This is a genomic window from Paenibacillus sp. RC84 (assembly GCF_041260495.1).
In the GTDB taxonomy this organism is placed as follows: domain Bacteria; phylum Bacillota; class Bacilli; order Paenibacillales; family NBRC-103111; genus Paenibacillus_F.
Genome location: NZ_JBGBYL010000008.1, coordinates 111,992 through 134,725, shown reverse-complemented (window position 1 = coordinate 134,725; position 22,734 = coordinate 111,992). Strand labels below are relative to the sequence as shown.

15 protein-coding genes are annotated in these 22,734 nt (G+C 53.9%); 4 read left to right on the top strand and 11 right to left on the bottom strand.

Features of this window, described 5'->3' with window-relative positions:
• Positions 1 to 181 precede the first annotated feature (181 nt).
• Positions 182 to 592, top strand: a complete 411-nt coding sequence (locus ABH899_RS18760; RefSeq protein ID WP_369999280.1) for a YuzC family spore coat inner layer protein — start codon at positions 182 to 184, stop codon at positions 590 to 592.
• A gap of 437 nt (positions 593 to 1,029) precedes the next feature.
• Here ABH899_RS18760 and ABH899_RS18755 read toward each other — a convergent pair whose 3' ends face one another.
• Both ABH899_RS18755 and ABH899_RS18750 read right to left on the bottom strand, forming a co-directional pair.
• Positions 1,030 to 1,893 (bottom strand): NAD-dependent epimerase/dehydratase family protein, encoded by an 864-nt coding sequence (locus ABH899_RS18755; RefSeq protein WP_369999277.1) that lies wholly within the window; start codon positions 1,891 to 1,893, stop codon positions 1,030 to 1,032.
• A gap of 159 nt (positions 1,894 to 2,052) precedes the next feature.
• Positions 2,053 to 3,672, bottom strand: coding sequence for a glycoside hydrolase family 13 protein (locus ABH899_RS18750; protein WP_369999274.1), 1,620 nt, complete (start codon positions 3,670 to 3,672; stop codon positions 2,053 to 2,055).
• 586 nt (positions 3,673 to 4,258) lie between these two features.
• Between ABH899_RS18750 and ABH899_RS18745 the strand changes: the two genes are divergently transcribed.
• Positions 4,259 to 5,836: a M4 family metallopeptidase gene (locus ABH899_RS18745; RefSeq protein WP_369999271.1), complete on the top strand. Its 1,578-nt coding sequence runs from the start codon at positions 4,259 to 4,261 to the stop codon at positions 5,834 to 5,836.
• A gap of 177 nt (positions 5,837 to 6,013) precedes the next feature.
• On the opposite strand, the gene ABH899_RS18740 is transcribed toward ABH899_RS18745, so the two are convergent.
• The 5 genes from ABH899_RS18740 to ABH899_RS18720 all read right to left on the bottom strand — a co-directional run bounded on the left by ABH899_RS18740 (position 6,014) and on the right by ABH899_RS18720 (position 14,013).
• Positions 6,014 to 6,385, bottom strand: a complete 372-nt coding sequence (locus ABH899_RS18740; protein ID WP_369999268.1) for a DUF898 family protein — start codon at positions 6,383 to 6,385, stop codon at positions 6,014 to 6,016.
• 43 nt (positions 6,386 to 6,428) lie between these two features.
• Positions 6,429 to 6,752, bottom strand: coding sequence for a hypothetical protein (locus ABH899_RS18735; protein ID WP_369999265.1), 324 nt, complete (start codon positions 6,750 to 6,752; stop codon positions 6,429 to 6,431).
• 33 nt (positions 6,753 to 6,785) lie between these two features.
• Positions 6,786 to 6,947, bottom strand: coding sequence for a stalk domain-containing protein (locus tag ABH899_RS18730; RefSeq protein WP_369999263.1), 162 nt, complete (start codon positions 6,945 to 6,947; stop codon positions 6,786 to 6,788).
• Positions 6,948 to 7,346: 399 nt separating this feature from the next.
• Positions 7,347 to 7,868, bottom strand: coding sequence for a nucleotidyltransferase domain-containing protein (locus ABH899_RS18725; RefSeq protein WP_369999260.1), 522 nt, complete (start codon positions 7,866 to 7,868; stop codon positions 7,347 to 7,349).
• 670 nt (positions 7,869 to 8,538) lie between these two features.
• Complete coding sequence (locus ABH899_RS18720) at positions 8,539 to 14,013, bottom strand: glycerophosphodiester phosphodiesterase family protein (RefSeq protein ID WP_369999257.1); 5,475 nt, start codon at positions 14,011 to 14,013, stop codon at positions 8,539 to 8,541.
• A gap of 361 nt (positions 14,014 to 14,374) precedes the next feature.
• Here ABH899_RS18720 and ABH899_RS18715 point away from each other — a divergent pair, with 361 nt between their 5' ends.
• Positions 14,375 to 14,785, top strand: a complete 411-nt coding sequence (locus ABH899_RS18715; protein ID WP_369999254.1) for a DUF4395 family protein — start codon at positions 14,375 to 14,377, stop codon at positions 14,783 to 14,785.
• Between the two features lie 128 nt (positions 14,786 to 14,913).
• Here ABH899_RS18715 and ABH899_RS18710 read toward each other — a convergent pair whose 3' ends face one another.
• Together ABH899_RS18710 and ABH899_RS18705 are read right to left on the bottom strand one after the other, a co-directional pair.
• The gene (locus ABH899_RS18710; RefSeq protein WP_369999251.1) at positions 14,914 to 15,402 is read right to left on the bottom strand and encodes a DinB family protein; all 489 of its coding nucleotides are present in this window, start codon (positions 15,400 to 15,402) and stop codon (positions 14,914 to 14,916) included.
• A gap of 63 nt (positions 15,403 to 15,465) precedes the next feature.
• The gene (locus ABH899_RS18705; RefSeq protein ID WP_369999249.1) at positions 15,466 to 16,335 is read right to left on the bottom strand and encodes an AraC family transcriptional regulator; all 870 of its coding nucleotides are present in this window, start codon (positions 16,333 to 16,335) and stop codon (positions 15,466 to 15,468) included.
• Positions 16,336 to 16,613: 278 nt separating this feature from the next.
• Between ABH899_RS18705 and ABH899_RS18700 the strand changes: the two genes are divergently transcribed.
• Complete coding sequence (locus tag ABH899_RS18700) at positions 16,614 to 19,886, top strand: S8 family serine peptidase (RefSeq protein WP_369999246.1); 3,273 nt, start codon at positions 16,614 to 16,616, stop codon at positions 19,884 to 19,886.
• Between the two features lie 315 nt (positions 19,887 to 20,201).
• Here ABH899_RS18700 and ABH899_RS18695 read toward each other — a convergent pair whose 3' ends face one another.
• Together ABH899_RS18695 and ABH899_RS18690 are read right to left on the bottom strand one after the other, a co-directional pair.
• Positions 20,202 to 20,780 (bottom strand): TetR/AcrR family transcriptional regulator, encoded by a 579-nt coding sequence (locus ABH899_RS18695; protein WP_009675353.1) that lies wholly within the window; start codon positions 20,778 to 20,780, stop codon positions 20,202 to 20,204.
• Between the two features lie 186 nt (positions 20,781 to 20,966).
• A complete protein-coding gene (locus tag ABH899_RS18690) occupies positions 20,967 to 22,583 on the bottom strand; it encodes a copper amine oxidase N-terminal domain-containing protein (RefSeq protein ID WP_369999244.1) in 1,617 nt (538 codons plus the stop codon).
• Positions 22,584 to 22,734 lie beyond the last annotated feature (151 nt).

Genomic DNA, 22,734 nt, shown 5'->3' with positions numbered 1-22,734 from the left:
TGTTCTTGAATCCAGCCGAGCCTTACCTCGCTTTCCAAGTATATCACCAGATATTGACTGTCCGCATTGGACTTGCGAAGGTAATTCTTCCCCGTCTGAGGTCCAGGGGGACCGGCCGGACACCAACCCCCCGATTTTTCATAAACTGAACAAAAGAACGACCGAAAAGGAGTCTGTAAGCATGTACAGCCCCCCTTATCCCGTCCCTTATCCCTACTGTCCCCACGCGTTCGTGCCGGCCGTTCACGGTTTGCCTGCCGGACCGGGCCCGTTTCCCCGGCTTCCGGAAAATTCCGGATACCCGCCCGTCGAACCGAAGCAGCTGATCTCGTCCGCCGCTTCTTTGCGCAAGCTGCTCGCCGACGGCAATGTGGTCCTCGCCCGGCTGTCCGACGAGCCGTTCGCCCGCCGGCTGATGACAGCGGCGCAGGCCGGCCGCAAGCAGGAGGTCGACCGGCTTATGAAGAGCATCGCCATTTCCTCCGTCCTGGCTGCCCGCTACACCCCAAGCGGACTTGTCATGACCGTAACTCCAGGCGATCAAGACCTGGCATGCTGCGTCCTTACGATGTCCCTGAGGTGGGGACAGTAAGGAACTCGGCGGCGGGTGTGATCGGGCTCCATGCGGGGGCAGTTCCCGGACAGGGCGGCCGTAGGCCGTACGCCTCAGAATGAGCGTCCACGGAGCGCCGCAAGCTTGCGTTCAAAAATGCCTGCACGCACATGCCGTCCGGCAGTGTCTGCGGCTTTGACCAGGCGGCTCAGGTCGGTCCGGGCAGCTTTCAATCCTGGCAAAGCGAGGCCTGGCAACTTTCGGCTGGACCAACGCCGGGCCTGACAGCTTTCGGACAGGGCCAACGCCGGGCCTGGCGGTCTGCGGTCTGCGGCCTGCGGCCCGGACCGCCGAAACGCGGCGCCACACACTGCGCGCCGCTGGAGCAGCACGCGGTACGAAACAGGCCCGACCGCCGCGCAAACCAAAAGGACCGGAGGCACACACTCCTCCGGTCCTTCCATCAGCTGGCGCGCTTAATTCCCTTGCGCCAGACTGGCTTTAAACCCTTCGCGCCAGCTCGGGTACACGGGCTCCCAGCCGTATTCGCGCCGGGCCTTGGCATTGGACGCTCCGCGTTCGCCCCGGCCCTGGCCCGGCTGGAACTCCGGCTCGGGGGCTCCGATCGCCGAAGCGTAGGCGGGCAGCCAGAGCGTGCCCGGGGCCGGCTCGTCGTCCACGATGTTGACCGCCCCCGAGGGCCACCCCAGCGCAGCCAATGCGGCTCTTGCCGCATCTTCCACGTGAAGCAAGGAGCTGACGCCTTCGGTCGCCTTCACTTCGCCGCTGCGGACCTTGCCGGCGACAGCCCCGTCCCGGGCATACCAGGTTCCGGGGCCGTACAGCAGCCCATACCGCAGAATGACGGACTCCGGCATCTCCGCCGCCGCACGCTCCAGGGCGACTACGCCGTCCACAGTCGTCTTCCTCGGCTCCGGCGCCTCCAGATCAAGAGGCACATCTTCTCCGGCAGGCCCCTCCCCCGGCTCATACATCCACGAAATGCTCTGGGCAATCATTTTCCTGGCGCCCGCCTCTCTTGCGGCGTCCACCAGATTGCGCGTGCCCTGCTTCCTGATCCGGGCGTTCTCTTCCAGATTATAGCCGCTAAGCGCCGTAAGCTGATGAATCACGACCTCGGGCTGTACCTTCCGAAGCTGCGCAATCAATCCTTCCCGGTCGAAAGCATCCGCCTCCACCGGGACAGCCCCTTGTGCCAGCACAGCATCCTTCCCCGCCTCGCTGCGAATCATGGCGTATACGGTATGCCCTTCCTTTACCAAGAGCGGAAGCAAGGGGCGTCCGATTACCCCCGTAGCGCCTGCCACAAAAATGTTCATCTCCAGCCCTCCTGTACGAGTTCCCTAAGCGGGATTCTTTTCCCTTGTTAGACAAAGGAAGGAGCGTTTTCGTGACAGGCCGAAACCTGTTTAAGATAATCAATCATTAAGGAAGCGAACGATCAGCGGAGCGACCGCCCTCGCCGTATCAATCCCTCGTTAATTCTTCATCCGGTAAACCCGGGCCTCGTACGGCTTCATTTCGCAAGAAGAACAGTCCGGACCGCTCACCTCGTAATTCGCAAGAATCAGCTCTTTTTCCGCCGAAGCTATGGGCCCCGGCAGCGTGCAAACCGTACTCTGATCCGAAATATTCAGCAGGACCAGCCATTTCTCACCGTCCAACTCGCGCAGGAAAGCGTAAATCCGGTCATCCTCTTCCAGAAGAGGCTCGTAAGTTCCGTAGATCATCACCGGGTTTTCCTTGCGGAGACGGATCAGCTTCTGATACGTGTAAAAAACGGAATCCGGATCGGCGAGCGCCTGTTCCACATTGATTTCCCGGAAATTCGGGTTCACCTTGATCCACGGGGTGCCCTCCGTAAAACCGCCGTTGGCCGAGCCGTCCCACTGCACGGGAGTTCTCGAATTGTCTCTGGCCAGGTGCAGCAGGCTCCGGAAAACTTCCTGCGGCTCGCGGCCTTTTTCCACTTCTTCCTTATACTTGTTCTTTAACGCGATATCGTTGTAATCCTCGATCGAATCGAACCGCACTCCGGTCATGCCGATCTCTTCCCCCTGGTAGACGTAAGGCATTCCGGGAAGGGTGTGGAGCAGCACGGCAAAGCATTTGGCCGATTGTACACGGTACTCCTTGTCGTTGCCGAACCGGGTGACAAGCCGGGTATGGTCATGGTTGTTCAGGAACTGGGAGTTCCAGCCCCGGCCCCACATACCGTCATACCACCTTTTCTGGATCGCCTTGAACTTGTCCATCTCCCAGTGAGCCATATAATCGCAAACCTCGAAATGGAACAGGGTGTTGAGCTCGCCGCGGTCTTCGCCAACATAAAGCAGGCCGTCCTCCGGCGTCACAAACGGGATTTCTCCGACCGTAAAAACGTCGTAATGCTTCAGGACCCGCTCGTGCATTTCCTGCAAATACTCGTGTATCCCCGGATTATTTCCCAGATAGGAAATATTGTCCGGATGCTCCGCATCGGGAAAACCCGCCTGCTTCGCGAGCAGATTGATGACGTCCATCCGGAAGCCGTCGATGCCTTTATCGAGCCAGAAGCGCATCATCTCGTAAATTTCCTCGCGCACCCGAGGATTTTCCCAGTTTAAATCAGGCTGCTCCGTTGCGAAGGAGTGAAAATAATACTCGCCCGTCCGTTCGTCGTACTCCCAAGCGGAAGGCGTGAAATAGGATCTCCAGTTGTTCGCTTCCCGGCGCCAGATGTAATAGTCCCTTTTGGGGTTATCTGTCGACGAGCGGGCTTCCGTGAACCAGGGGTGCTGATCGGACGTGTGGTTGACCACCAGGTCCATGATCAGTTTCATGCCGCGGGCATGAACTTCCCGGAGCAGTCTTTCGAACGTCTCCATCGTGCCGGCCTTGGCCATCACGGTCCGGTAATCCGATATATCGTACCCGTTATCGACATCCGGCGATCCGTAGATGGGATTGAGCCAGATTACGTCCGCACCGAGCTCTTTTATATAATCCAGTTTCCGGATAACGCCTTCCAAATCCCCGTACCCGTCTCCGTCCGTATCGTAAAAACTTCTCCAGTACACTTGATAGACAACCGCTTCTTTCCACCATGTTTTTTGCATGCGCTTGCACTCCTCGCTGATAAAAGTCGGTTTCCAAATCTATAATTCGGCACCGGGACACTCCACCCCTTCAAAAGCCGCCGGATGCCTGGCTCAATAAAGCGCCGCCCCGGGCAAGTCTTTCCGGATTCATCATAAAAAAATATATTTATTGCGTAAAGCGTGACAGATGTGTGAACGGCACTGTCAATATTATACCCGTGGTCAATAACCTTCGGTCAATTCCAACTGCCTCCTTTTGCCCCCCTCTCACGGTATTTCGTCGCTGAAACAGGGTAATCCATCGCTTAAAATTGCTAATTTTAGTTAAATTTTATAAAAAATGTTTGACAAGAGTGTGAGCCCATTCTATACTACAGATACAAAAACAAGTTTTCCTACCCGTTTACTTGCATATTGATTTTACCGGTCCCTCATAGTCCCGCCGTTTCCCGTACGGCAGCTTTTTCGACCCACTTGGAAAGGGGTGATGCCACTCGGTTTGTAAGGCTGTTTGCAAGGCCGCAGCTAAGATTAACCGGCTAACGCGTTTTGCCCAGGCGCCGCACAGCGGCCATCAACCATTTCCTAGGAGGGATTTTTTATTATGAAAAAGAAGCTGACTTCGCTCGTACTCGGAGGAACACTCCTGATTGCATCCGCTCTGCCTGCAAGTGCAGCAACCGCCGAGGTTGCAACGCCGAAATCCGTAACCCCTAAATTTATCGGGGAAACTTGGAAAGCGCCGGCAGGACTTTCGAACGATGAGAAAGTGTGGGGCTTCCTCGATCACAAGAAAGAAGCGCTAAGCCTTAGCGGCAGCTTGAAAGACAATCTGAAGATTGTCTCCAAGCAGACCGACGCTGCGAGCGGAACGAATCACTATCGCCTGAAGCAATACGTCAAAGGAATCCCGGTCTACGGAGCGGAGCAGACGGTGCATCTGGATAAGAGCGGCAACGTGACTTCTTATCTCGGAAGCCTGCTTGCGGATTCGGAGCAAGAAGTGGCTAACGGAGTTAAAGCCAAAATCAGCGCTTCCGATGCGATCAAAACCGCTATTGCGGACACCGAGAAAGCCGTCGGCAAACTCGGCCAGCAGCAGAAGCCCGCACAGGCGGAGCTGACGATCTATCCGCTGGAAGGCAAAAACGTGCTCACCTATGCGACAGAGGTGAACGTATTAGAGCCATCCCCGATTCGTACCCGTTACTTTATCGATGCGGTTGACGGCTCTATCGTGAAGAAGTACGACCTGCTCGATCATGCGGTCGGTACGGGCACAGGCGTGCTGGGTGATACCAAACAGTTCATTACGACACAGAGCGGCTCGACTTTCCAGCTGAAGGATACCACGCGCGGCAACGGCATTGAAACCTATAGCGCCAACAACGGTTCCTCTCTGCCTGGGGTACTTAAAACAAATACCAACAATACCAACTGGACCGACCGGGCGGCCGTAGACGCTCACGCTTACGCGGAGAAAGTCTACGACTTCTACAAAACCAAGTTCGGACGCAACAGCCTGGACGGCAACGGAAAGCTGATCAAATCAACCGTTCACTACGGACAAAACTATAACAACGCCTTCTGGAACGGCGTACAGATCGTTTACGGAGACGGCGACGGGGTCAACTTCCTGCCCTTCTCCGGCGATCCGGATATCATCGGCCACGAGCTGACGCATGCCGTAACCGAATACACGGCCGGCCTTGAGTATTACGGCGAGTCCGGTGCCCTGAACGAATCGATTTCCGATATTTTCGGAAATACGATCCAAGGGACCAACTGGCTGCTCGGAGACGATATTTACACGCCGGGCAAACCGGGCGACGCGATCCGCTCCCTGTCCAACCCGGAGCAGTTCAACCAGCCTAACCACTACAGCAAACGGTACACGGGCACTTCCGATAACGGAGGCGTTCACACGAACAGCGGCATCAACAACAAAGCGTTCTACCTGATCGCGCAAGGCGGCACTCATTATAACGTTACCGTTGCGGGCATCGGCCGTGACAAAGCCATCAACATTTATTACCATGCCCTGACGTACTACCTGTCTCCATATTCCAACTTCTCCAACATCCGTGCGGCCGCCGTACAATCCGCGGTAGACCTGTACGGAGCCGGCTCCGCCGAAGCCGTATCCGTAGGCAAAGCCTACGACGCGGTGGGCGTGAATTAAGCGGGCGGCCTTAGCCTCCAAGTTTAGTCCGTCGGGGGCATGACCGCAAAGTTTGCGGCTGCCGCACCGCCGGTAATAAAGAAACCGCAGTCCTCTTTAGGAGACGACTGCGGTTTTTCAATTTTTGCTTAAGTTGCCGTACGGCGGATAGGCAGCGCCCGGCGTACCTGTTCTTTTTTACCGGAAATACGTGTGCTTGGCTTTCCACTGCTCCAGCTTGATGCCCGCCCAGAAGAAATAAATGCCTAACGTGACAAGGCCGAGCAGGAACCACTTGATCCACGAACCGAAAAGTCCGACCGCCGTTCCTTCAAAGCGCAGACGGCGTCCTTCAATGACCGTATGCTCAATCTTCCAGCGGTAAATGATGACGAGGCTCCACGGGTAACAAATCCCTGCCGTTAGACCTGTGATGATGGCCCCGAGCAGATACAGGCCTATCAATTCCAGCAAGCCTCCGTCAAAATAAGATGCCCCGCCCTGCGGCTTCCGGTTGGACTCGAAATCGAATTCCTTCGGAAGTGTCACGTTGATCGTCGTATTGGCCATGTCTTTTGCGATCTTCCCTTCTTATATTGAGTTAGAAAAACGTTTATTTGCCGGACATCCACTTGTCAACTTCAGCCTTGGGCACTTCACCTGCGGGAACTTTTCCGATGTAAGCGGTAGACGAAGGGCCGTAATAGTTGACCGGAAGCTCAAGAATGTCGCAGGCGGCTCTCATCGGAACATACGTCGTCCCGTCGTAAAGAAACGTACTTGCGGCGATGCGTTCCCCGTGAACCTTCACCTGCACACGATCCAGATAAACGTCGATGGTTCCGCCGCCCCGCACGAGTGTTCCGGCTGCCGCATCCGTATCCGTACTCTCATCCGAGCCCTGCTTCTCCCATTCGTCGATAACCTCATCGGGCACTTCTCCGGCGGGCAGTTGGCCGATGTAGGCCGTCTAGGCGGCCCCGTAATAATTCACGTTTAATCCGAGCAGGTTGGCCAGATCCCTTATAGGCAGATATGTGGTCCCCTCATACAAAATATTAGGCGCCACGAACTCTTTGCCGTTCACCTTGATGTTCATCCGGTTAAACTGGACATCGAGTCTTGCCTGCACGGCATTCTCTCCCGTCTCTTGCCCTCCGCTTCCTTGTCCGGAAAGTCTTCACAGAAATTTTGGCATAGCTGATCACCGGGATCTTCTTCGCAGATCTCGATGTAAGCGCTATGGGGCAAAAGATAATCTCTTGCCAATGCCGCCCCCGAGAAGCTTGCCACGGCCACCATCAAAAGAAGCGCCGCCAAGAAAGATGTTTTTTTCAGCACGTTTCAAATCCCCTTTTTCCGTATTAGCAACCTCCCTTGTAAAAAAGGTTGCCTATCAATAATAGGCTTATCCTCCTATAATTATCGGTTTTACCAGAGTTATTAGTGAGCTATTTGACCTATAAAAACAAACCGACTTCCTAATAAGGCGATCAAATGAAAAATCTATTCCTGGTTAAGCACATAATGATCAACCTTTTGCAATGATGCTGGTAAGGATTTTTTTACTTTCGATATCTTTGGGTCGTAGCGTTCGACCGATTTGCTCGTACACTACCTTTTCTTCGAGCAATTGATTTGGGCTTATTACGGATGCTGATATTCCGTTCAGGGTGAATTGTTTCAAGGGAAGTGAATCTGCTCGCCACACCCATTCGGGCAGTCCATTCAGAATAATATTTCCTTCACTTGATCGAGTTACATAAAGAAATTGAATTTCCACGTTACTCTTACGGAAATCCGTCTGCCTATCACTTACAGGCATCCTTTCGAAACCTGATTCTATAAGTGCCCGTTCCAGACTTTCTCGATACTGTACCCATGTGACCAAATCGAGGTCTTCATGCGGTCTGGTAATCTTACCAAGTAGGAAGTCAATTGCCCAACCTCCACGCAACCAAAAATCCTCACCAATTGAATAAAATATTGCTTTAATCTCACCAAGTACAATCAATTGGGATAGGGTTTGATCATTAGTAACTTTTTGCGACATGTAGTTGCCTCCCACTTATATCTGCTTATAATTATAATTTGCTGTTAATTCAGCAAAAAAGTCAGCATTTTCTTCTTATTCGGTGCAGTATTCTTATATTCCTTGCTGTCTAAATAGCGGGAACAACGCCCGGTAATGTTGCAATCACTTTGTTTCAACGCCATTAAAGCGGTCGATCCAGCGTTTCAAACGGTTGCGGGGGCTTTTTACATTCTGAATGTAGTACACGCTTTCTACATGAAGCTGCACGTCAGACTTGAAGCGGTAGTGGTCTATGCCCCTCGTTTTTGCATGATGAACTGAAAACCAACTGCTTCATCCAACTTAGACGTTCGAATGCTTCCACTCTAAGAACGCCAGATAATGTCACCTTCTGATTGTTATGGGTAACCAGTATACATATTGATCGTAACTGACGCCACGCCACTTAGCTTTGCCCAAGTTTAAGTGACTTCCGTTCGGTGGAGTGTATTCGAAAATGTAAAATATCAACATTGTAATTTAACATAGCCTTATATAAAAATGGCCCCCGATCAAACTCATCCGGCAGCCTCCTCGTGCGGTATGGCGTTGCATGAAGGGAGCCCGTCATACTCTGCGCAAAACTAGGCATGTAAAAAAACCTGCGCAGAAGTTCTGCGCAGGTTTGGGATCGGTGCTTTCGCTTGCGTTAGTTGATGAAGCCGGCGGTGACAAGGAACCGCCGCAGCATCACCGCGGACTGAGCGCGGGTCGCTTCGCCTTCCGGCGCCAGCGTGCCGTCCGTCATGCCGTTCATGAGACCGGCATGAACGGCTGCGGCTACTTCCGCCTGCGCCCAGCCGATCTTGCCCGAATCGGTGTACCGGGCAAGAATCTCTTCCTGCTGCGGCTTCGTGACCGCCGCAGCGGATGCCGCGCCCGCATAAGGCAGGGCGCGGACGAGCATGGCCGCCTGCTCTTCGCGGGTGATCGGGCGCTGCGGACGGAACGAGCCGTCCTCATAGCCGCCGATCAGACCCGCAGCCGCCGCAGCGGCCACATCTCCGGCGAACCAGTCGGCGGAGCCGACGTCGCCGAAGGCTGCCGGCCCGGCCGCTTTCGGCAGGCCGAGCGCCCGGACAAGCAGCGCCGCAAACTCGGCGCGCGTAACGCTGCGCTCGGCGTCGAACCGGCCGCCGCCGCTGCCTTCCACGACGAGCTTCGCCGCAAGCAGCTCGACATCGGCCTGCGCCCAGTGGCCGGCCATGTCGGCGAAGACCGGCGCGCCGCTTACGACCGCGTAGAAGCCGCTGCCGCTGCGCTTAAACGTCACGGCCGTCTTGGCCGTGCCTGCCGGTGCGAAGAGGGATGGCGCGAATGAGATTTTCTTCTCATTCGGGTAAGCGCGCACGCCGGTCGCTCTCTTCGCGTCGAAAGTCCCGTCCAGGGTCAGCTCCAGCTGTCCCTGTGTTTCCAGCGCCGCAGAGCCGCCGGACTGGGCCTTTGCGGCGATTTCGAGCTGCACCGGGGTTCCAGCCGCCTGCAAACCTGCCGCTTTCACGGCCGCTCCGATTGCGGCCGCATCGCTGTCCGCCGCATAGCGGAGGGTGTAACGCACGTTCATGCTGCGGCTTTCGCCTCCCAGCTTGCGCGCAGCTTCGTCCAGCTTCAAATCCGCGAGCTGTACGGTGTACTTGCCTACCGGACCCGCGATGACGAGTGTCCGGCTGCCTTGAGGGACGTCCATCAATGCGGACGCCGGGATTTCGACCGTGTCGCCCGTGTAGGCGATTTCTACGGTCGAATGGGTTGTGAGCGCTTCTCGCAGGGCGGAAGCGTCCACGGTACCGCCGGATGCCGTCACCTTCCCGGCAGAACCGCCATTGTTACCGTTATTGCCGTTATTTCCGTTATTGCCGTTATTTCCGTTATTGCCGTTATTTCCGTTGTTGCCGTTGTTACCGTTATTTCCTTCGCTTCCATTGTCGCCACCGCTGCTGCCTCCATCGTTTCCGCCGCTGCCGCCTTTTACTTCCAGCGTAACCGGCTGAGTGTAGAGGTCATATTTGTTAGCGGCATCGATAGAAGCCGTGTACCGCAGGAGAGCATGGGCTTTTCCCGCTTTTTTGCCTGTGATTTGGCTGCCGCTTACGTCCACGACATCCTGTCCGTCCAGCAGGACGATATCCGGCACGGTGTTCGTTTTCGTCCCTCTGTAGGATTCCACTTCCAAGGAGAGTGTCGCTTTTTCGCCCGGAGACAGGCTGTACGAGCTCTTTCCCGGTTTAACCGATGCGGCCCAATCTGCGGACCAGGACGCATAATCGGTCGTAATGCCGAAGGCCCCAAGCCCGAAAAACTTAATAAAATCGTTCTTGTTGTTGAATGTCCATGGAGAAATGATTACGCCCCGGTGTTTGGCGGCTTCCATGAAATTTTTACCGAGTCCGCCGTAGCTCGTGTTGAACGTCGCGTTCAAAGGCTGAAGCACCTTGAGCGTTTCCCTCAGCGATTTGTTGACATTGGCTTCGTTGGCATAGCCGCTTGTCAGCAGACCCGAAGGCATTTCGGGCATCAGCTCGGCAAGCCGCTTCAGTTGATTCGTGTCGAAGGACATCGCATCGACGAGGTCTTCGGCTTTCTTTTCCTTGATGATTCTTACAAAAGCATCGACCGCCGCCGGGGTACTGGTTTTAATTTCGGCCATTACCATGCGGCCCTTGGATCTGGCCAGGTCGATCTGTTCATCCAGTGTCGGTATCTTCACATCGGGATACCCGGTCGGGAACGGTTTGTTCGCGTTGAGCTTTTTGAGCTCGGCAAGGGTAAAGTCTTCGACTCTGCCTTTACCGTTCGTCGTGTTTTCCAAGACCGAATCATGAACGATGACAAGATGGCCGTCTTTGGTCAAGTACATATCGTTTTCGATAAAATCGGCTCCGTATTCGAGGGAGAGCGCATTGCTTTCGATGGTATTCTCCGGAGCCTCGGAAGGAATGCCCCGGTGACCGATAATATACGGTTTACGGATCAGAGTCGTTCCGTTGGAATACAGCTTCAGCGCCCCGATAGCTGCTTCCGGCGCATCCGTCACGATGCCGTTCGCTCCGCCCGTAATCAGATTGTGCAGGGACACGTTTTTATCCGCTTGAGCGGACTGGTCCTGCGCCCACACCACCAAAGTCCGTTGCTGGAGATAAGCCATACTCTCACGCGTAGCCGCTTTCTGGGACAGGAGCGCGATTTTGGCCAGATTTACGGTCGTTTTGCGGCGGATTTCCATCAACTCTTCGTTGGTATCCGCTTTGGCCTGGCGGAAATCCAGAATACCTCGGATAATCGGGTAAGCCTGACGCGCTTTTTTGACCAACTCGCCTTTGTCGGACACGATGAACGCGTCTTCGATACCTCTCGCTTTGAGCGCCTCGACAAGCTTGTCGGTGCTCGGCTCATCCCGGACATAGAAAGCCGGAATCACTTTATTGTTCAGCGCTCCCAAGATGTCATCCAGGCTGCCGATTTCGGCGCCTCCGGGAGCGGTGATTTTCAGATTGCCGTTCACGTACAGCATGGCCGTCGCTGGCAGGGAAGTTCCCTGCAGCTTAACCAGGTCGGCGGAGGATTTCAGCTCCGTGACCACAGTAGGGGCCAGGGAAATCTTCGTCTCCGGCTCCACGACCTGCACGAAACGCTCGGAAGGCAGCGGAGGAAGCGCATCCTGCTGTAGAGTGACGCGGATATTGTCTACCTTCATGCGGCTTCCGTTCGCCTGGAGACCGATGCGGCCCTTCTTGTAAGCGCCGGCGTTATCGGTGTCGACGAGAAGCTTGTCGCCGATCCATTCCTGTACCCGGTCGCCGTAGGCTTTGACGGTGTAGTGGTACATTTTCGCGGGGTCGATCGCTTCGGTGTAAGAGCCGCGGTCCATCACATTCCACTCGTTAGCAGGCGTCCGTTCCGCGAATTCAACCCCGTTCACGGCTGCCGCATTTTGCCGGACGGCCATCTGGTAATAGGGGACATTGTCATTTTGGATACGGAACATAATCGAATGCCATCTCGCTGCATCGTTAGCGGAGAGATGCGTAATATCCGCCTCGATTTTGTAATTCCCGAACAGTCCCAGATACTCGGGAAGCAGTACGCGGGAAGGATTATCCGGGGCGGCGGAGGCGTTCAGTTCAAATGCGCCCGACTTGACGACCGCCGCTGAAGCGGTCGTTCCTTCTTTACGCGTCCAGTCCTTCGGAAGAGTGCCTTCGACCGTTTGATCGAAGTTTTCCTCATAGAGGGTGTATTCCTTCTCCCCCGGATTCTTGGCAATGACCATCACGGTAAGCGACGCGTTATCCTTCTGAACCGTAACCGGATAAGCGCCTTTTTTATTCACCTGCAGAGTACCGTTTCCTGCTGAAACCTCTTGACCTGCCGGTTTCCAGAGAAGATCTCCGCCTTTCAGCGTCCCTTTGGAGAAATCGCTGAATTCGGCCTGGAAGCTGAGCGTATTAAGATCCAGTTTCACACCGGTATCCGTCAGCACATAGCCTTCCGCATGCTGCAGCTTAACGGCTTGGGCGCCCGTCGCCGAAGGAGTGACGGTGATTTCACGCGCCGTTTCCGCATTGGCGTAGACGGCTTTTACGGACGCTTTGCCCGCTTTTACCGGATAGAGCTGGTTATTCACGATTTTCACAATCGTCTCATCGGAAGAGTACAGGCGAATGGCGTCCCGGGCCGGCACTTCCGTTACCCCGTCCGAATAATACACGCTTCCCGTAACGGTCGCGGGACCCGTCAAAGCTTCCAGCGTGCCCGGCAGCGTCACATCCAGCCGATCGGCCGTTACCCGCGTCACCTTCAGGTTATCGAACGAAACTTTGCTCTGATCGGCCTGAAAGCCGACTTTTCCTTTTTCCAGAAGATTGGAAGGGAAATTCTGATCCATGAGAAGCGTAAAATCCGCCTCGTCTTTGGCTTTGATGTATTCTTTGACGTTGTTTCCGACTGCGCGGACCTTCAACGTATAGTCCTTATTGAACTCCAGCGGTTTCCACATGCCGCTTACAGGCGTAGGCGAAGCCCAGTTGTTATTGGGCATCCGGTAAGCCAGCTCGAAGGTTCCGTTGCGGCGGACCGCCATCTGGTTGTACGGATTTTTCCCGTCGGCCGCTCCCCTGAACATCAGGGCCGCCCACCTCGTATCGTTAAGCACCTCTTCAAACCGCATGTCCGCTTCGACGATATAATCGTCCCACTGGACAGGCGCGGAGATGCGGGCCTGCTGCCCGGAGGCTTTGCCGTCGAAAGCCATGCGGCCGTTACCGTATGTATCCTGAACGACGGTAAAGGGAGAGCTTCCCGCATTCACATCGGAGATCCATCCGGCCGGAATTTGCCCCGGCGCATAGCCGTCGAAATGATCCTGAAGGAGCACGGGATCGATTTGAGCCGAAACCGGGTTCTCGTCTTTCAGGTTGAGAATTCCGTAGCCGGCCGTGTCGTTCCAGAACGATTTGGAGTTAAACGCGCTCCAGTAGCTTGTGCGCTGCTTGCTCGTGTCAGCCTCGTAACGGTCCGTTACACCGATCTCAAAGCCGAGCTGCTTCTGCAGACCCGCATCAAAATGGAGCATGTCCCACGGAATCGCGGTTTCCAGCGTCCATCCGCCCTGTTCGGTGCCGACTGCCCTCAAGATTTTCTTCTCGTCTTTGCCGCTGTGGTTGCCCAGCGCCGCCCCGAAATGAAATTCCGGCGTAGAGCCGGGTTTGTACACGAATCCCGCCTGCATATCATCGGCTGCAAAAGGTGCCGACTGATGCAGGGTCGGATCGAAGAAGAAATTGATATTGTCCTGCTCGAACCAGTACCCCGTTCCGCCTGGGACCAGCGTGTCGTCCTCGGCTTTCACGCCGATATACAAATACTTGTTATCCCACAACAACCCGAACCGGGCGTTTTTGAACGTGCCTTCGCCTGTCCGGACATTCATCGTTTCGCTGAGGTTCCAGAGCGACTCGTCGAGCCTGCCGTCGATTACGGGCGGAGTCAGCGTCTTGCGGACATCCAGCGCCTTCCTCCCCGGGTCGGCAGCGTATGCCGCCGCATCGAACAGGCCAAGCGGAGCCGTACCGCACAGTAAAGCGGCGGTTAGAAACAGGCTCAAAAACCGGGAGAATCTTCTCATTTCTGATCCATTCCTTTCGAATGAGATATCCGGATCGGTTCCGGACGGCCATGGGCGAGAACAACAAAAAAACCCTCTATCCATCAAACCGGAAAATGCCGAAGCAAGACATTTTCGTTTGTGCATAAAGGGTTTTCTCCTGGACTCTTACCCTTGGATATTCAGTTGTTCCTGCATGTCTCTTACTCTACCAGTACTATGTCAGCGCTGCGTTAAGTATGCTTGAAGATTTTGTAAGCGTCCGGAAGGAGGCGGAACGGGGACATGGGCGCGAAGCGAACGGAAAGAGTTACGGATTGACTTATCAAAACCTATCGGTTAAGTTGGTTATACAACATTGACGACTCGTGAGGTGATCTTCTTGAAAGAAATCCCTATGTCCTATATCAAAGCGAATCAGGCCGGCATCGTCCTGTTCGCGGTACTTACGTTCGCTACCCGTCAGCCTTGGCTGCTCGGCCTGCTGCTTGCCATACAACTGGCGGGTCTGCTGCTCCGCTGGAACTTGTTCGTGCAGGCGGCCAAGCCTTTCCTGCGGACGGACGGCGAAACCCAGGCGGCGGAGCTTCAGCGCTTCAACAACGTGCTCGCCGTGCTGTTCCTCCTTCTGTCCGTGCTCTCGTTCTCCGTCGGCTGGACGGCTGCGGGCTACATATTTGCCGGCATGCTGCTGGCGGCCGCCGGAACCGCTCTGCTCGGCTACTGCATCGGCTGCACGGTCTACTTCCAGTACAAACAGCTCCTGGCGAGAAAACGGCTGAACCGCTCCTAACACCCGATCAAAAGAAAGAACCCGCCGGTCAACCGGCGGGTTCCGCAATAAGACGTGACGATCCTTCCGCCGGTTTAACGGCGGCCGGAAAACAGGAAGGAGTGCGGCTCCTTCCTGTTTTTTTTATTTTAAGCGTACAGCATAAAGAAGTTCAATTCATGACCGTTGTGCTTCAAATAATTGTACAGCTGCGAACGATGGTGAAAAAGATGCGTCACGATTTCGATCAGCCATTTGATTTGAGGCATGCTGTGCTCCAAATAGAAAGCTTTCGTCTCTTTGTTCAAAAGCTCGTCTTCGCTCAGCGAAACCATATAAGCTTTCAGCGTATCGAAGTGAGTCCTCAGCCGCTTCGCCAGCTGTTCCGGGTCCGTCACGTCCTGCGCGCCGTTTTCGACAAGTTCAACCTCCGGCTGCGATTTTTCCTGCAAAATGGCCAGGTCCGAGGCGGGCAAAGCGGCAATATGATGGACGAGCTGCAGAAGCGTCCGCATGTTTTCCCCCGGGGTGAATCCCCACTCCTCCGGTCTGATCCGCCGGATCAGCGCCTCGCTTGTCCGGACCGACAGCTCCAGCTCGTCCAGAAGATGATCCCTGATTTGCATAACTCCGCTCATAGGTAATCCCCATCCTTTCTTGTTCCATTCGAGATACATATCAGTATAACCAAACCCGACCGCTTACAGATAGGATAAATCGGACATGCCCCGGTATTCGGCTGCCGCCTTTATCGGCGATGCTCCGTAAAATCTCTTGAACTCGCGGATCATATGAGCCTGATCGAAAAACCCGCGCTCTGCCGCCGCAGCCGCCCAATCGGTGACGGAACCGGCCTGAATGTCCCTGAGGAGCGTTTGAAACCGCACCACTTCAGCGAACTTTTTCGGGCTGAGGCCCACCCATTGATTGAACGAACGGTGAAGTTGCCTCGTGCTGATGGTTTCGGACCGTGCCAATTCGCTTACCGTTTCCCCGCCGCCTGAAATAAAAACGCGGTACAGCACGTTCTTCATCCGATTGTCCCCGTCCGTACCCTTGTCACTCAGCTGCCGCACCAGACACGCTTCGACCGCTCCGATTCTTTCCCGGAAAGAACGGGCCTCCCGAACGCGTTCCTCTGTTTCTTCCCCGATAACCGGGCCGATTTGCCCGGCCGCAACCGCCTGATCGTGAAATTCGGACAAGGCCGTCCGCAGGAACGGATACGCGCCACCGGGCAGAAAACGGATTCCGAACTTTCTCATGGGCGCCCCCTCCTCATAGGAAAGGGTAAAAGCTTGCTGGAAAGTCCCGCAGTACCTTACTTGCATTTCACCCGTTTTCAGATTCTCCGTAAAAATGATATCCGTGCAGCCGTCGGGAAGAACCCGGTCCACCGCATCCGGTCGAAGAAGCAGCGGCGCAGCCTCAACACCGCACGGTTCGGACTGCCAATAGCAGCATACGTACGGCTTGAGAACGGGGGACGGCCCTTTTTCTTCATATATATAGGTAGAAACTCTTCCGTTCGCCTGAACGGGCCGGAATAAGTCGTGCAGTCTCGCATCCATCTTCCCCCAGAGGCCCCCTCACCCTTTTATCCTCTATCTCCCACTATAAGCCCGCAAGAAAAGCCGAGCAAGGCTCATTTTAAAGACAAATTCCAACCCATTTTTCATGAAAAAAAATATTTTCTGTAAAAAGGATGAAATTATCCATTTTTTATGGAATAAATCCCCTTTAAGAACTGTCTTACATATTGTACAGGCCTAATCTTGAAAAGGGAGGAGGTTCCGGATCGTTCACTAGCTCGTTTATTGTTCAAATATGAATGAAAAGAGGGAACTAGTTGAAAAATCGCCATCTCATCCAAAAATTATCCGTGATGTCGCTCGCGTTTGCATTCGTTGCAGGCACGGCGCTGCCTCATGCCAGCGCAGCCCAGTCCGGCAAAAGCATCCAACCGCGTACCCAGCTCAATGGTTCTCTGAATCCCGGTACAAACTCGCTCCCGGGCCAGGTCAAGGGGTATATTTCCCCGAAACTGAATACGGCCTCCATGAATTCCGTCCGTGTTATTGTCCAGCTGCAAAATCAGCCGGTCGCCGTAGGCAAATACGCCGCTAAGCTGGGCATGTCCGCTCTGGCAGCCGAATCTACCGAATCGGCCATTACGCAGGAGCAGACCGCTCTGGTCAGCGCCGCCAAAAGCAGCGGAATTAACCTCCAGGTTAATTACCAGTATAATACCGTTTTAAATGGACTGGAAGTAACCGTTCCGGCCAACAAAATTCCCGCGCTGGCAAAACTGGCCGGCGTCAAATCGATTCACCCCAGCGCCAATTATTTCCCGATCCCCGTAGACGAACCGAAAGGGCTGGATGTCAGCAGCCCCAATTATGACATCACTCCGCTGAAACAGATCGGCGCGGATGTCGCCTGGGCCAAGGGCCTTACCGGTAAAGGCCTCAAAGTCGGCGTTATCGATACCGGAGTCGACTATCTTCACCCCGACTTGAAGGATGCCTACAAAGGCGGCTACGATTCCTTCGAGAAGGATAACGACCCTTACGAAGAGCCTCCGCTTACTCCGGAGGAAGACCCTTACGGCACCGGATTTGAAGGGACGTCTCACGGCACCCACGTATCCGGAACGATCGTAGGAAGAGCATCCAACCCAAGCTCGGACATCGTTCAAAAAGGCGTCGCTTACGAAGCCGATTTGTATGTATATAAAGTGCTCGGCCGGAATCCCGAAACGGGCAAATCGTCCGGCTCCTCGGCTCAGGTCATCGACGGCATCGAGCATGCGGTTAAAGACGGCATGAACGTCATTAACCTGTCTCTCGGCTCCGACTCCGAGAAAGACCCTAACTCTCCCGATGTCGTGGCTATCAACAACGCCGTGCTCGGCGGCGTAACCGCCGTTATCGCGAACGGCAACGCGGCGGACAAAGGGCCTTACTACTATTCGCTGGGATCGCCCGCGACTTCGCAGCTCGCTATCTCCGTAGGCGCCGTAACCAGCCCGAAAACGCAGTACACGGCATCCGTATCGGAGGCGGTCTATACGCCGCCCGTTTCCCTGGGCGCCGCTGCAGTTTCACCGGTGACGCCTGCCGCCGCCGGATACAATCTCAATGTGATGGCTTGGGAAACCGGCCAAGAAAACTTCGCCTCCATTCTGGGCACCAACCCTAGGGACGTCGTGTACGTCAACCTGGGTCAGCCTCAGGATTATGAAGGCAAAGACGTAACCGGCAAAGTCGTGCTGATCTCCCGCGGTAATCTCGCCTTCGTGGACAAAATCGCCAACGCCAAGCAAAGAGGCGCGAAAGCGGCGATTATTTTCAACGGCAACACCGAACGCGGAGATGCGACTAAAGCCGATCTTTCTGAGTCGGTCATCGGCCGTGACGGCTTTGTCGGTTCCGCCGCTTTCCTCGGCGACGGCTTCGAGTACATTCCGACCTTCGACATGAAAGGCACGGAAGGACGCGCTCTCGCCAGAAAAGCGCTGGCCGCTCAAGGCCAGACGCTGAAGCTCGCTTTCGGGGCCAACTATCCGAAGAGCGAAATCCCGGGCGATACGATGGCGACGTTCAGCTCCCGCGGTCCGAATGTGGACGGCGACCTGAGCATCAAGCCGGATATCAGCGCGCCGGGTGTGAGCATTCTGTCCACATGGCCTGCCTACGGCAAGCAAAAACCGGATGCGAACTACAATACCGCCTACAGCCGCATCAGCGGTACCAGCATGGCCACTCCGCACGTAGCCGGACTTGCGCTGCTGCTGAAACAGCAGCATCCGGACTGGTCGCCGCTGGATATCCGCGCTGCGCTGGCTAACACGTCGGACAAAATCAGCGACCTGGACGGCAAGCTGTACGACGTCTACTCGCAGGGCGCAGGCCGTGCGAATGTGGGTACTGCCGTGAAGACGCAGGCGCTGCTCCAATCCGTGGAGCCGATTACCATTCTCGATAAGTACTGGCAGCCTCAAGCCGTGACGAACTACAACCCGTCCGTTAGCTTCGGCCTTCTGGCTCCGGGAACGAACGCCCAAAAGGAGCTTCAACTGAAGAACGTATCGAAGCAAAGCGTGACGTACTCGGCCAAAGTCGTGCTGCATCCGAACGTAACGTCGGATCCGAACGCTCCGACCAAAACGCCGGATGTCACGAACCTGACCGCTCAGCTGCTCGGTCTGCAAAACGGTAAACTGACCGTTGCGGCCGGTGCTTCCAAAGGATTTTATTTGTCCGTAACACCGAAGAACAATGCGGTTAAAGGCGTTTATGAAGGCGAAGTGCTTCTGGAAAGAAGCGGCCAGCCTTCGCTGCACCTGCCTTTCGCCGTTCACGTCGGTCAAGATAAGCCGGAAAACGGATTCGGTCTGCAGGAACTGGAGCAAACGGAAAATGCCATTTATCCCGATAATCGTGACGGCTCCCCGACCACAACCGACCTTTCCTTCCGCCTGACGGCCAAGGACGTGAACGCGATTTCCCTCTGGGCCGTGGGACTCGATGACAAAGAAATCGGCATCCTCGACGAAATCACCCGGACCGACGCTAACGGCCGTCTCAAACTGATCGAGCCTGGCGTTTACTCGTTCGAAGGCATCGACGGTTCTTATGTGGACGGAGAGCTGGATCCGAACGGTAACCTGAAGGTGAAACAGCTTGCGGAAGGAACCTACAAGCTCTCCGTAATCGCTCAGAAGATCGATGAGTTCGGCAACAACGTGGACGGCATCTCCTACACGGCTTACAGCTCCCTGCGTATAGCCAACCTGGAGAACGACCGTGTCGCTAAAGCAAAGGACGATTTTAAGGCTAAAATCGTCAATATGCGCAAAATCAACCAGCCGGTTCTGCAGCTCCCTAAAACGGACGGAATCGTGTACAAGGTCACGAACAGCTCCAATAAAGCTTACATCGACAACAGCGGTGTTCTGAAGTTCGTCCCGAACAGCGGGGTCGTCAACGTCGAACTGACCGTCACCATCTCATCCGCCAAGAATCCGGCCGTCAAAACCACGGTCAAAGTTCCTGTCGTGCTGAGCAAATCGTCCATTCCGCAGCGCCAGACAGCCGATGAGAGCGCGCTTGCCGAATAAGGCGGATCGGCGCTTCACCGGAATAAGCTGCGCGTAGCAGCGTCAGCGGCGTCAGCGGCGTCAGCGGCGTCAGCGGCGTCAGCGGCGTCAGCGGCGTCAGCGGCGTCAGCGGCGTCAGCAAAAAAAGCCATCTTCCGGCTGCCTCAGGGCAGCCGGAAAGATGGCTTTTTTTATAGTCCGGCATGTGCCGCAGGCTGACAATTTCAGCAAGGTCAGCTTTAGCGGCAGACGTCTTTTATCGACATAGCCGTCAAATTTAGCTTATGGAAAAGGGGCCTGCCGGAACTCCGCGGTTCCTTTACACGTCACCCCGGTTTATTTAGTCAGGGGATTCCCTCCGCCGTTCCACCAGAGGCCAAAAAGCATGTCCGCCCATTCCTCGGTCGGCACATTCAGCCAATTCGGCGTGTCGATGGCATGAAAAAAAACGGCCGTGATCACCGGAAGAGGAATATCCGCTCTCAGCGCGCCCGCTTCCTGGGCTTGTTGGAACAGAGCGGTCAGCTTTTTTTTCAAGTCCGCATGGCCTTCATTCAAAAATTCAAGATCCCGTCTCGCTTTGTCCGAGGCCGTTTCGTCGATTTTGGGGGCCGCCAGCATCAGCGTATGGAAGTTCGACAGCTCCAGAAAAATAAGCAGCACTTTTTTTATGGCCGCTACCGGTTCGAGTTGCTCGATGCCTTCGCAAGCCTCGATCGTCTGCTCCATCGTTCTGCGCATACAGGCCGCGACGATTTCTTCCTTGTTGGCGTAATATTCGTAGATTGTGCTTCTTGCGCCCGACAGCATTTCGGACAAGGCTTTCAGATGAAAGCCGTCATAGCCGCGCTCCATCAATAAGCGCTCGGTCGCGTCCAGCAGCTCCGATTTAGTAAACGCCCGTTGTCTCGCCATAACCCTCTTCCCCTTCCTCCCCCTATCTTATCACCGCGCGGATAGACAGACAAACCCTAAAGGAGTGACGAATGTAAGGACTATTTTTAAATAGAAATAGTTTTTCAAAGATAAAAAAAACAGGCGATCGGTCCAAAATCTTGGAGAACCGATCAGCCTGAATTTTAAATAGGCCGGAATATTACATTATTGTTCATGTCCATAAACATTGATTCGTCTAAGCAATTTGTGTTCATTGTCATGAATAATAATATTGCCCTGGCTGTCTACCGCAAAGTCTACAGGAATGGCATCGTCGAAAAAATCCATTTCTAAAGTTCCCACAGCAACCTCCCCACCGGGTCCACGCTGGATAAACGGAGAATAAGGCAAATCCTCAAAATTAAAGTTACTCGTCGCGAGACGATCGTAGGTTTTGGTTTTAGGCTCATACAAGCCACTATTGTAGCGAAGCTCGCTTAATTTCACGTAATCCTCGACCTTACCGGTGACATCGATTTTATAGAATCCATTTTTATCAGCCGCATAAAAAAATTCGCCTTTGGAGGCGGCTGCGCCGATCTTCTCCATCTTCACTTTGGCAACCTCGATAAGACGGCCGTCTTCCCGCAGCATATGAATGGTTTTATTTAAATAATCCAGCAAATAAATTTTGTTATCCTTAATGAGGGAAACAAGTCTGGGCTTTTTATCGGCAGTTATAACCGCCTTCAGGGAACGCTCTTTCCCGGCTTCTACCGAATAAATACTGCCGAAAAATGTATTACTGAAGATCAAATTAACCCCATCCAACGTTGTCATTATGTCATTTTCTTCGTCGAACAAAGTCTCATCGGCGTTATAAGTAATCAACTTTACCTCGGGAAGAATTTCATAAATGACAATTTTAATATCCTTCTTCTCTACACTAGCCAACATATACAGTTTGTCGCGCTTCTCATCGTAAAAAATTTTCTCGGGAGCCAAGTCTCGATAGGACAGACTTTGAAGCTGATTTTTTTTATCCAAATACTCGATATCAAACTTTTCGTTTACATTCAAAACTTGTTCCAACTTTCTGTTATTCCCCGTCTTTTGGTTATACAGGGAGATAACATACTCGTACTTGATTTGACGTTTCGCATCGTAGTCAATCATATAAATATTGTCGTTAGAATCGGTCACAAAACTGGATACAAAGCGTGTTTTGGCACTCTTGCACTCTAAATAATTAATACATATCTTTGAATAAGATTTCCCTATCTTAAGAGAGAGATTATCGACGGTCGGATGCTCCAGCTTCTTCTTTGGGATTTCTTTATCTGGAACTGGGGGAACCGGTTTAGTCTCTTCTTTAGATACGATAGTGATCACCTTGGAAGCATTGTCGTAAGCAACGTTGCGATTTAAACTCTCGGCGATAAAGCGTAGAGGCACCAGAGTTGTCTCATTCACGATTGCAGCCGGCTGGTCCAGGACCGTCGAAACCCCATTCACGTTGGCTTCGGGTTGACCGACCGACAACGTGACAGTGCGATCGTTCCCTTTGAGGGTAACCGTCTGTGTGGAATTTTCCCAGGTTACTTCGGCTCCCAGCAGTTCTCCGAGAAACCGAAACGGAACCATGCTGGTATCTTTTATCAATATAGGCGCTGCAGGCATGACCGTTTTCTGTCCGTCAATATCCGCTTGCGGATTCCCAATCGTTAGAGTAATAATCCGGTTCGTTCCCGCAGACTCCGCCGACACATGACCCTGGTATTGAAAACTTATAGAAACTCCAAATAATAACAGGGATAACTTTAATAACTTTTTTATTAACATATATTTCCTCCTGCTTTTGTATTATTTTCAGTATAATATCTTTCCATCTTCCTGTATCTACCTTTTTTTAGTTTTTATAAGCTTGATTCATAACAAAAAAACAAGAAAGATCCCGAGATTCTTCTCGGGTCTTTCTTGTTTTTTTGCTGCA

Coding starts and splice junctions, on each gene's coding strand:
- ABH899_RS18750 (WP_369999274.1), bottom strand. CDS start 3,672: ATGCAAAAAACATGGTGGAAAGAAGCGGTTGTCTATCAAGTGTACTGG.
- ABH899_RS18740 (WP_369999268.1), bottom strand. CDS start 6,385: ATGGCCAATACGACGATCAACGTGACACTTCCGAAGGAATTCGATTTC.
- ABH899_RS18760 (WP_369999280.1), top strand. CDS start 182: ATGTACAGCCCCCCTTATCCCGTCCCTTATCCCTACTGTCCCCACGCG.
- ABH899_RS18755 (WP_369999277.1), bottom strand. CDS start 1,893: ATGAACATTTTTGTGGCAGGCGCTACGGGGGTAATCGGACGCCCCTTG.
- ABH899_RS18745 (WP_369999271.1), top strand. CDS start 4,259: ATGAAAAAGAAGCTGACTTCGCTCGTACTCGGAGGAACACTCCTGATT.
- ABH899_RS18705 (WP_369999249.1), bottom strand. CDS start 16,335: ATGGATGCGAGACTGCACGACTTATTCCGGCCCGTTCAGGCGAACGGA.
- ABH899_RS18690 (WP_369999244.1), bottom strand. CDS start 22,583: ATGTTAATAAAAAAGTTATTAAAGTTATCCCTGTTATTATTTGGAGTT.
- ABH899_RS18710 (WP_369999251.1), bottom strand. CDS start 15,402: ATGAGCGGAGTTATGCAAATCAGGGATCATCTTCTGGACGAGCTGGAG.
- ABH899_RS18695 (WP_009675353.1), bottom strand. CDS start 20,780: ATGGCGAGACAACGGGCGTTTACTAAATCGGAGCTGCTGGACGCGACC.
- ABH899_RS18720 (WP_369999257.1), bottom strand. CDS start 14,013: ATGAGAAGATTCTCCCGGTTTTTGAGCCTGTTTCTAACCGCCGCTTTA.
- ABH899_RS18725 (WP_369999260.1), bottom strand. CDS start 7,868: ATGTCGCAAAAAGTTACTAATGATCAAACCCTATCCCAATTGATTGTA.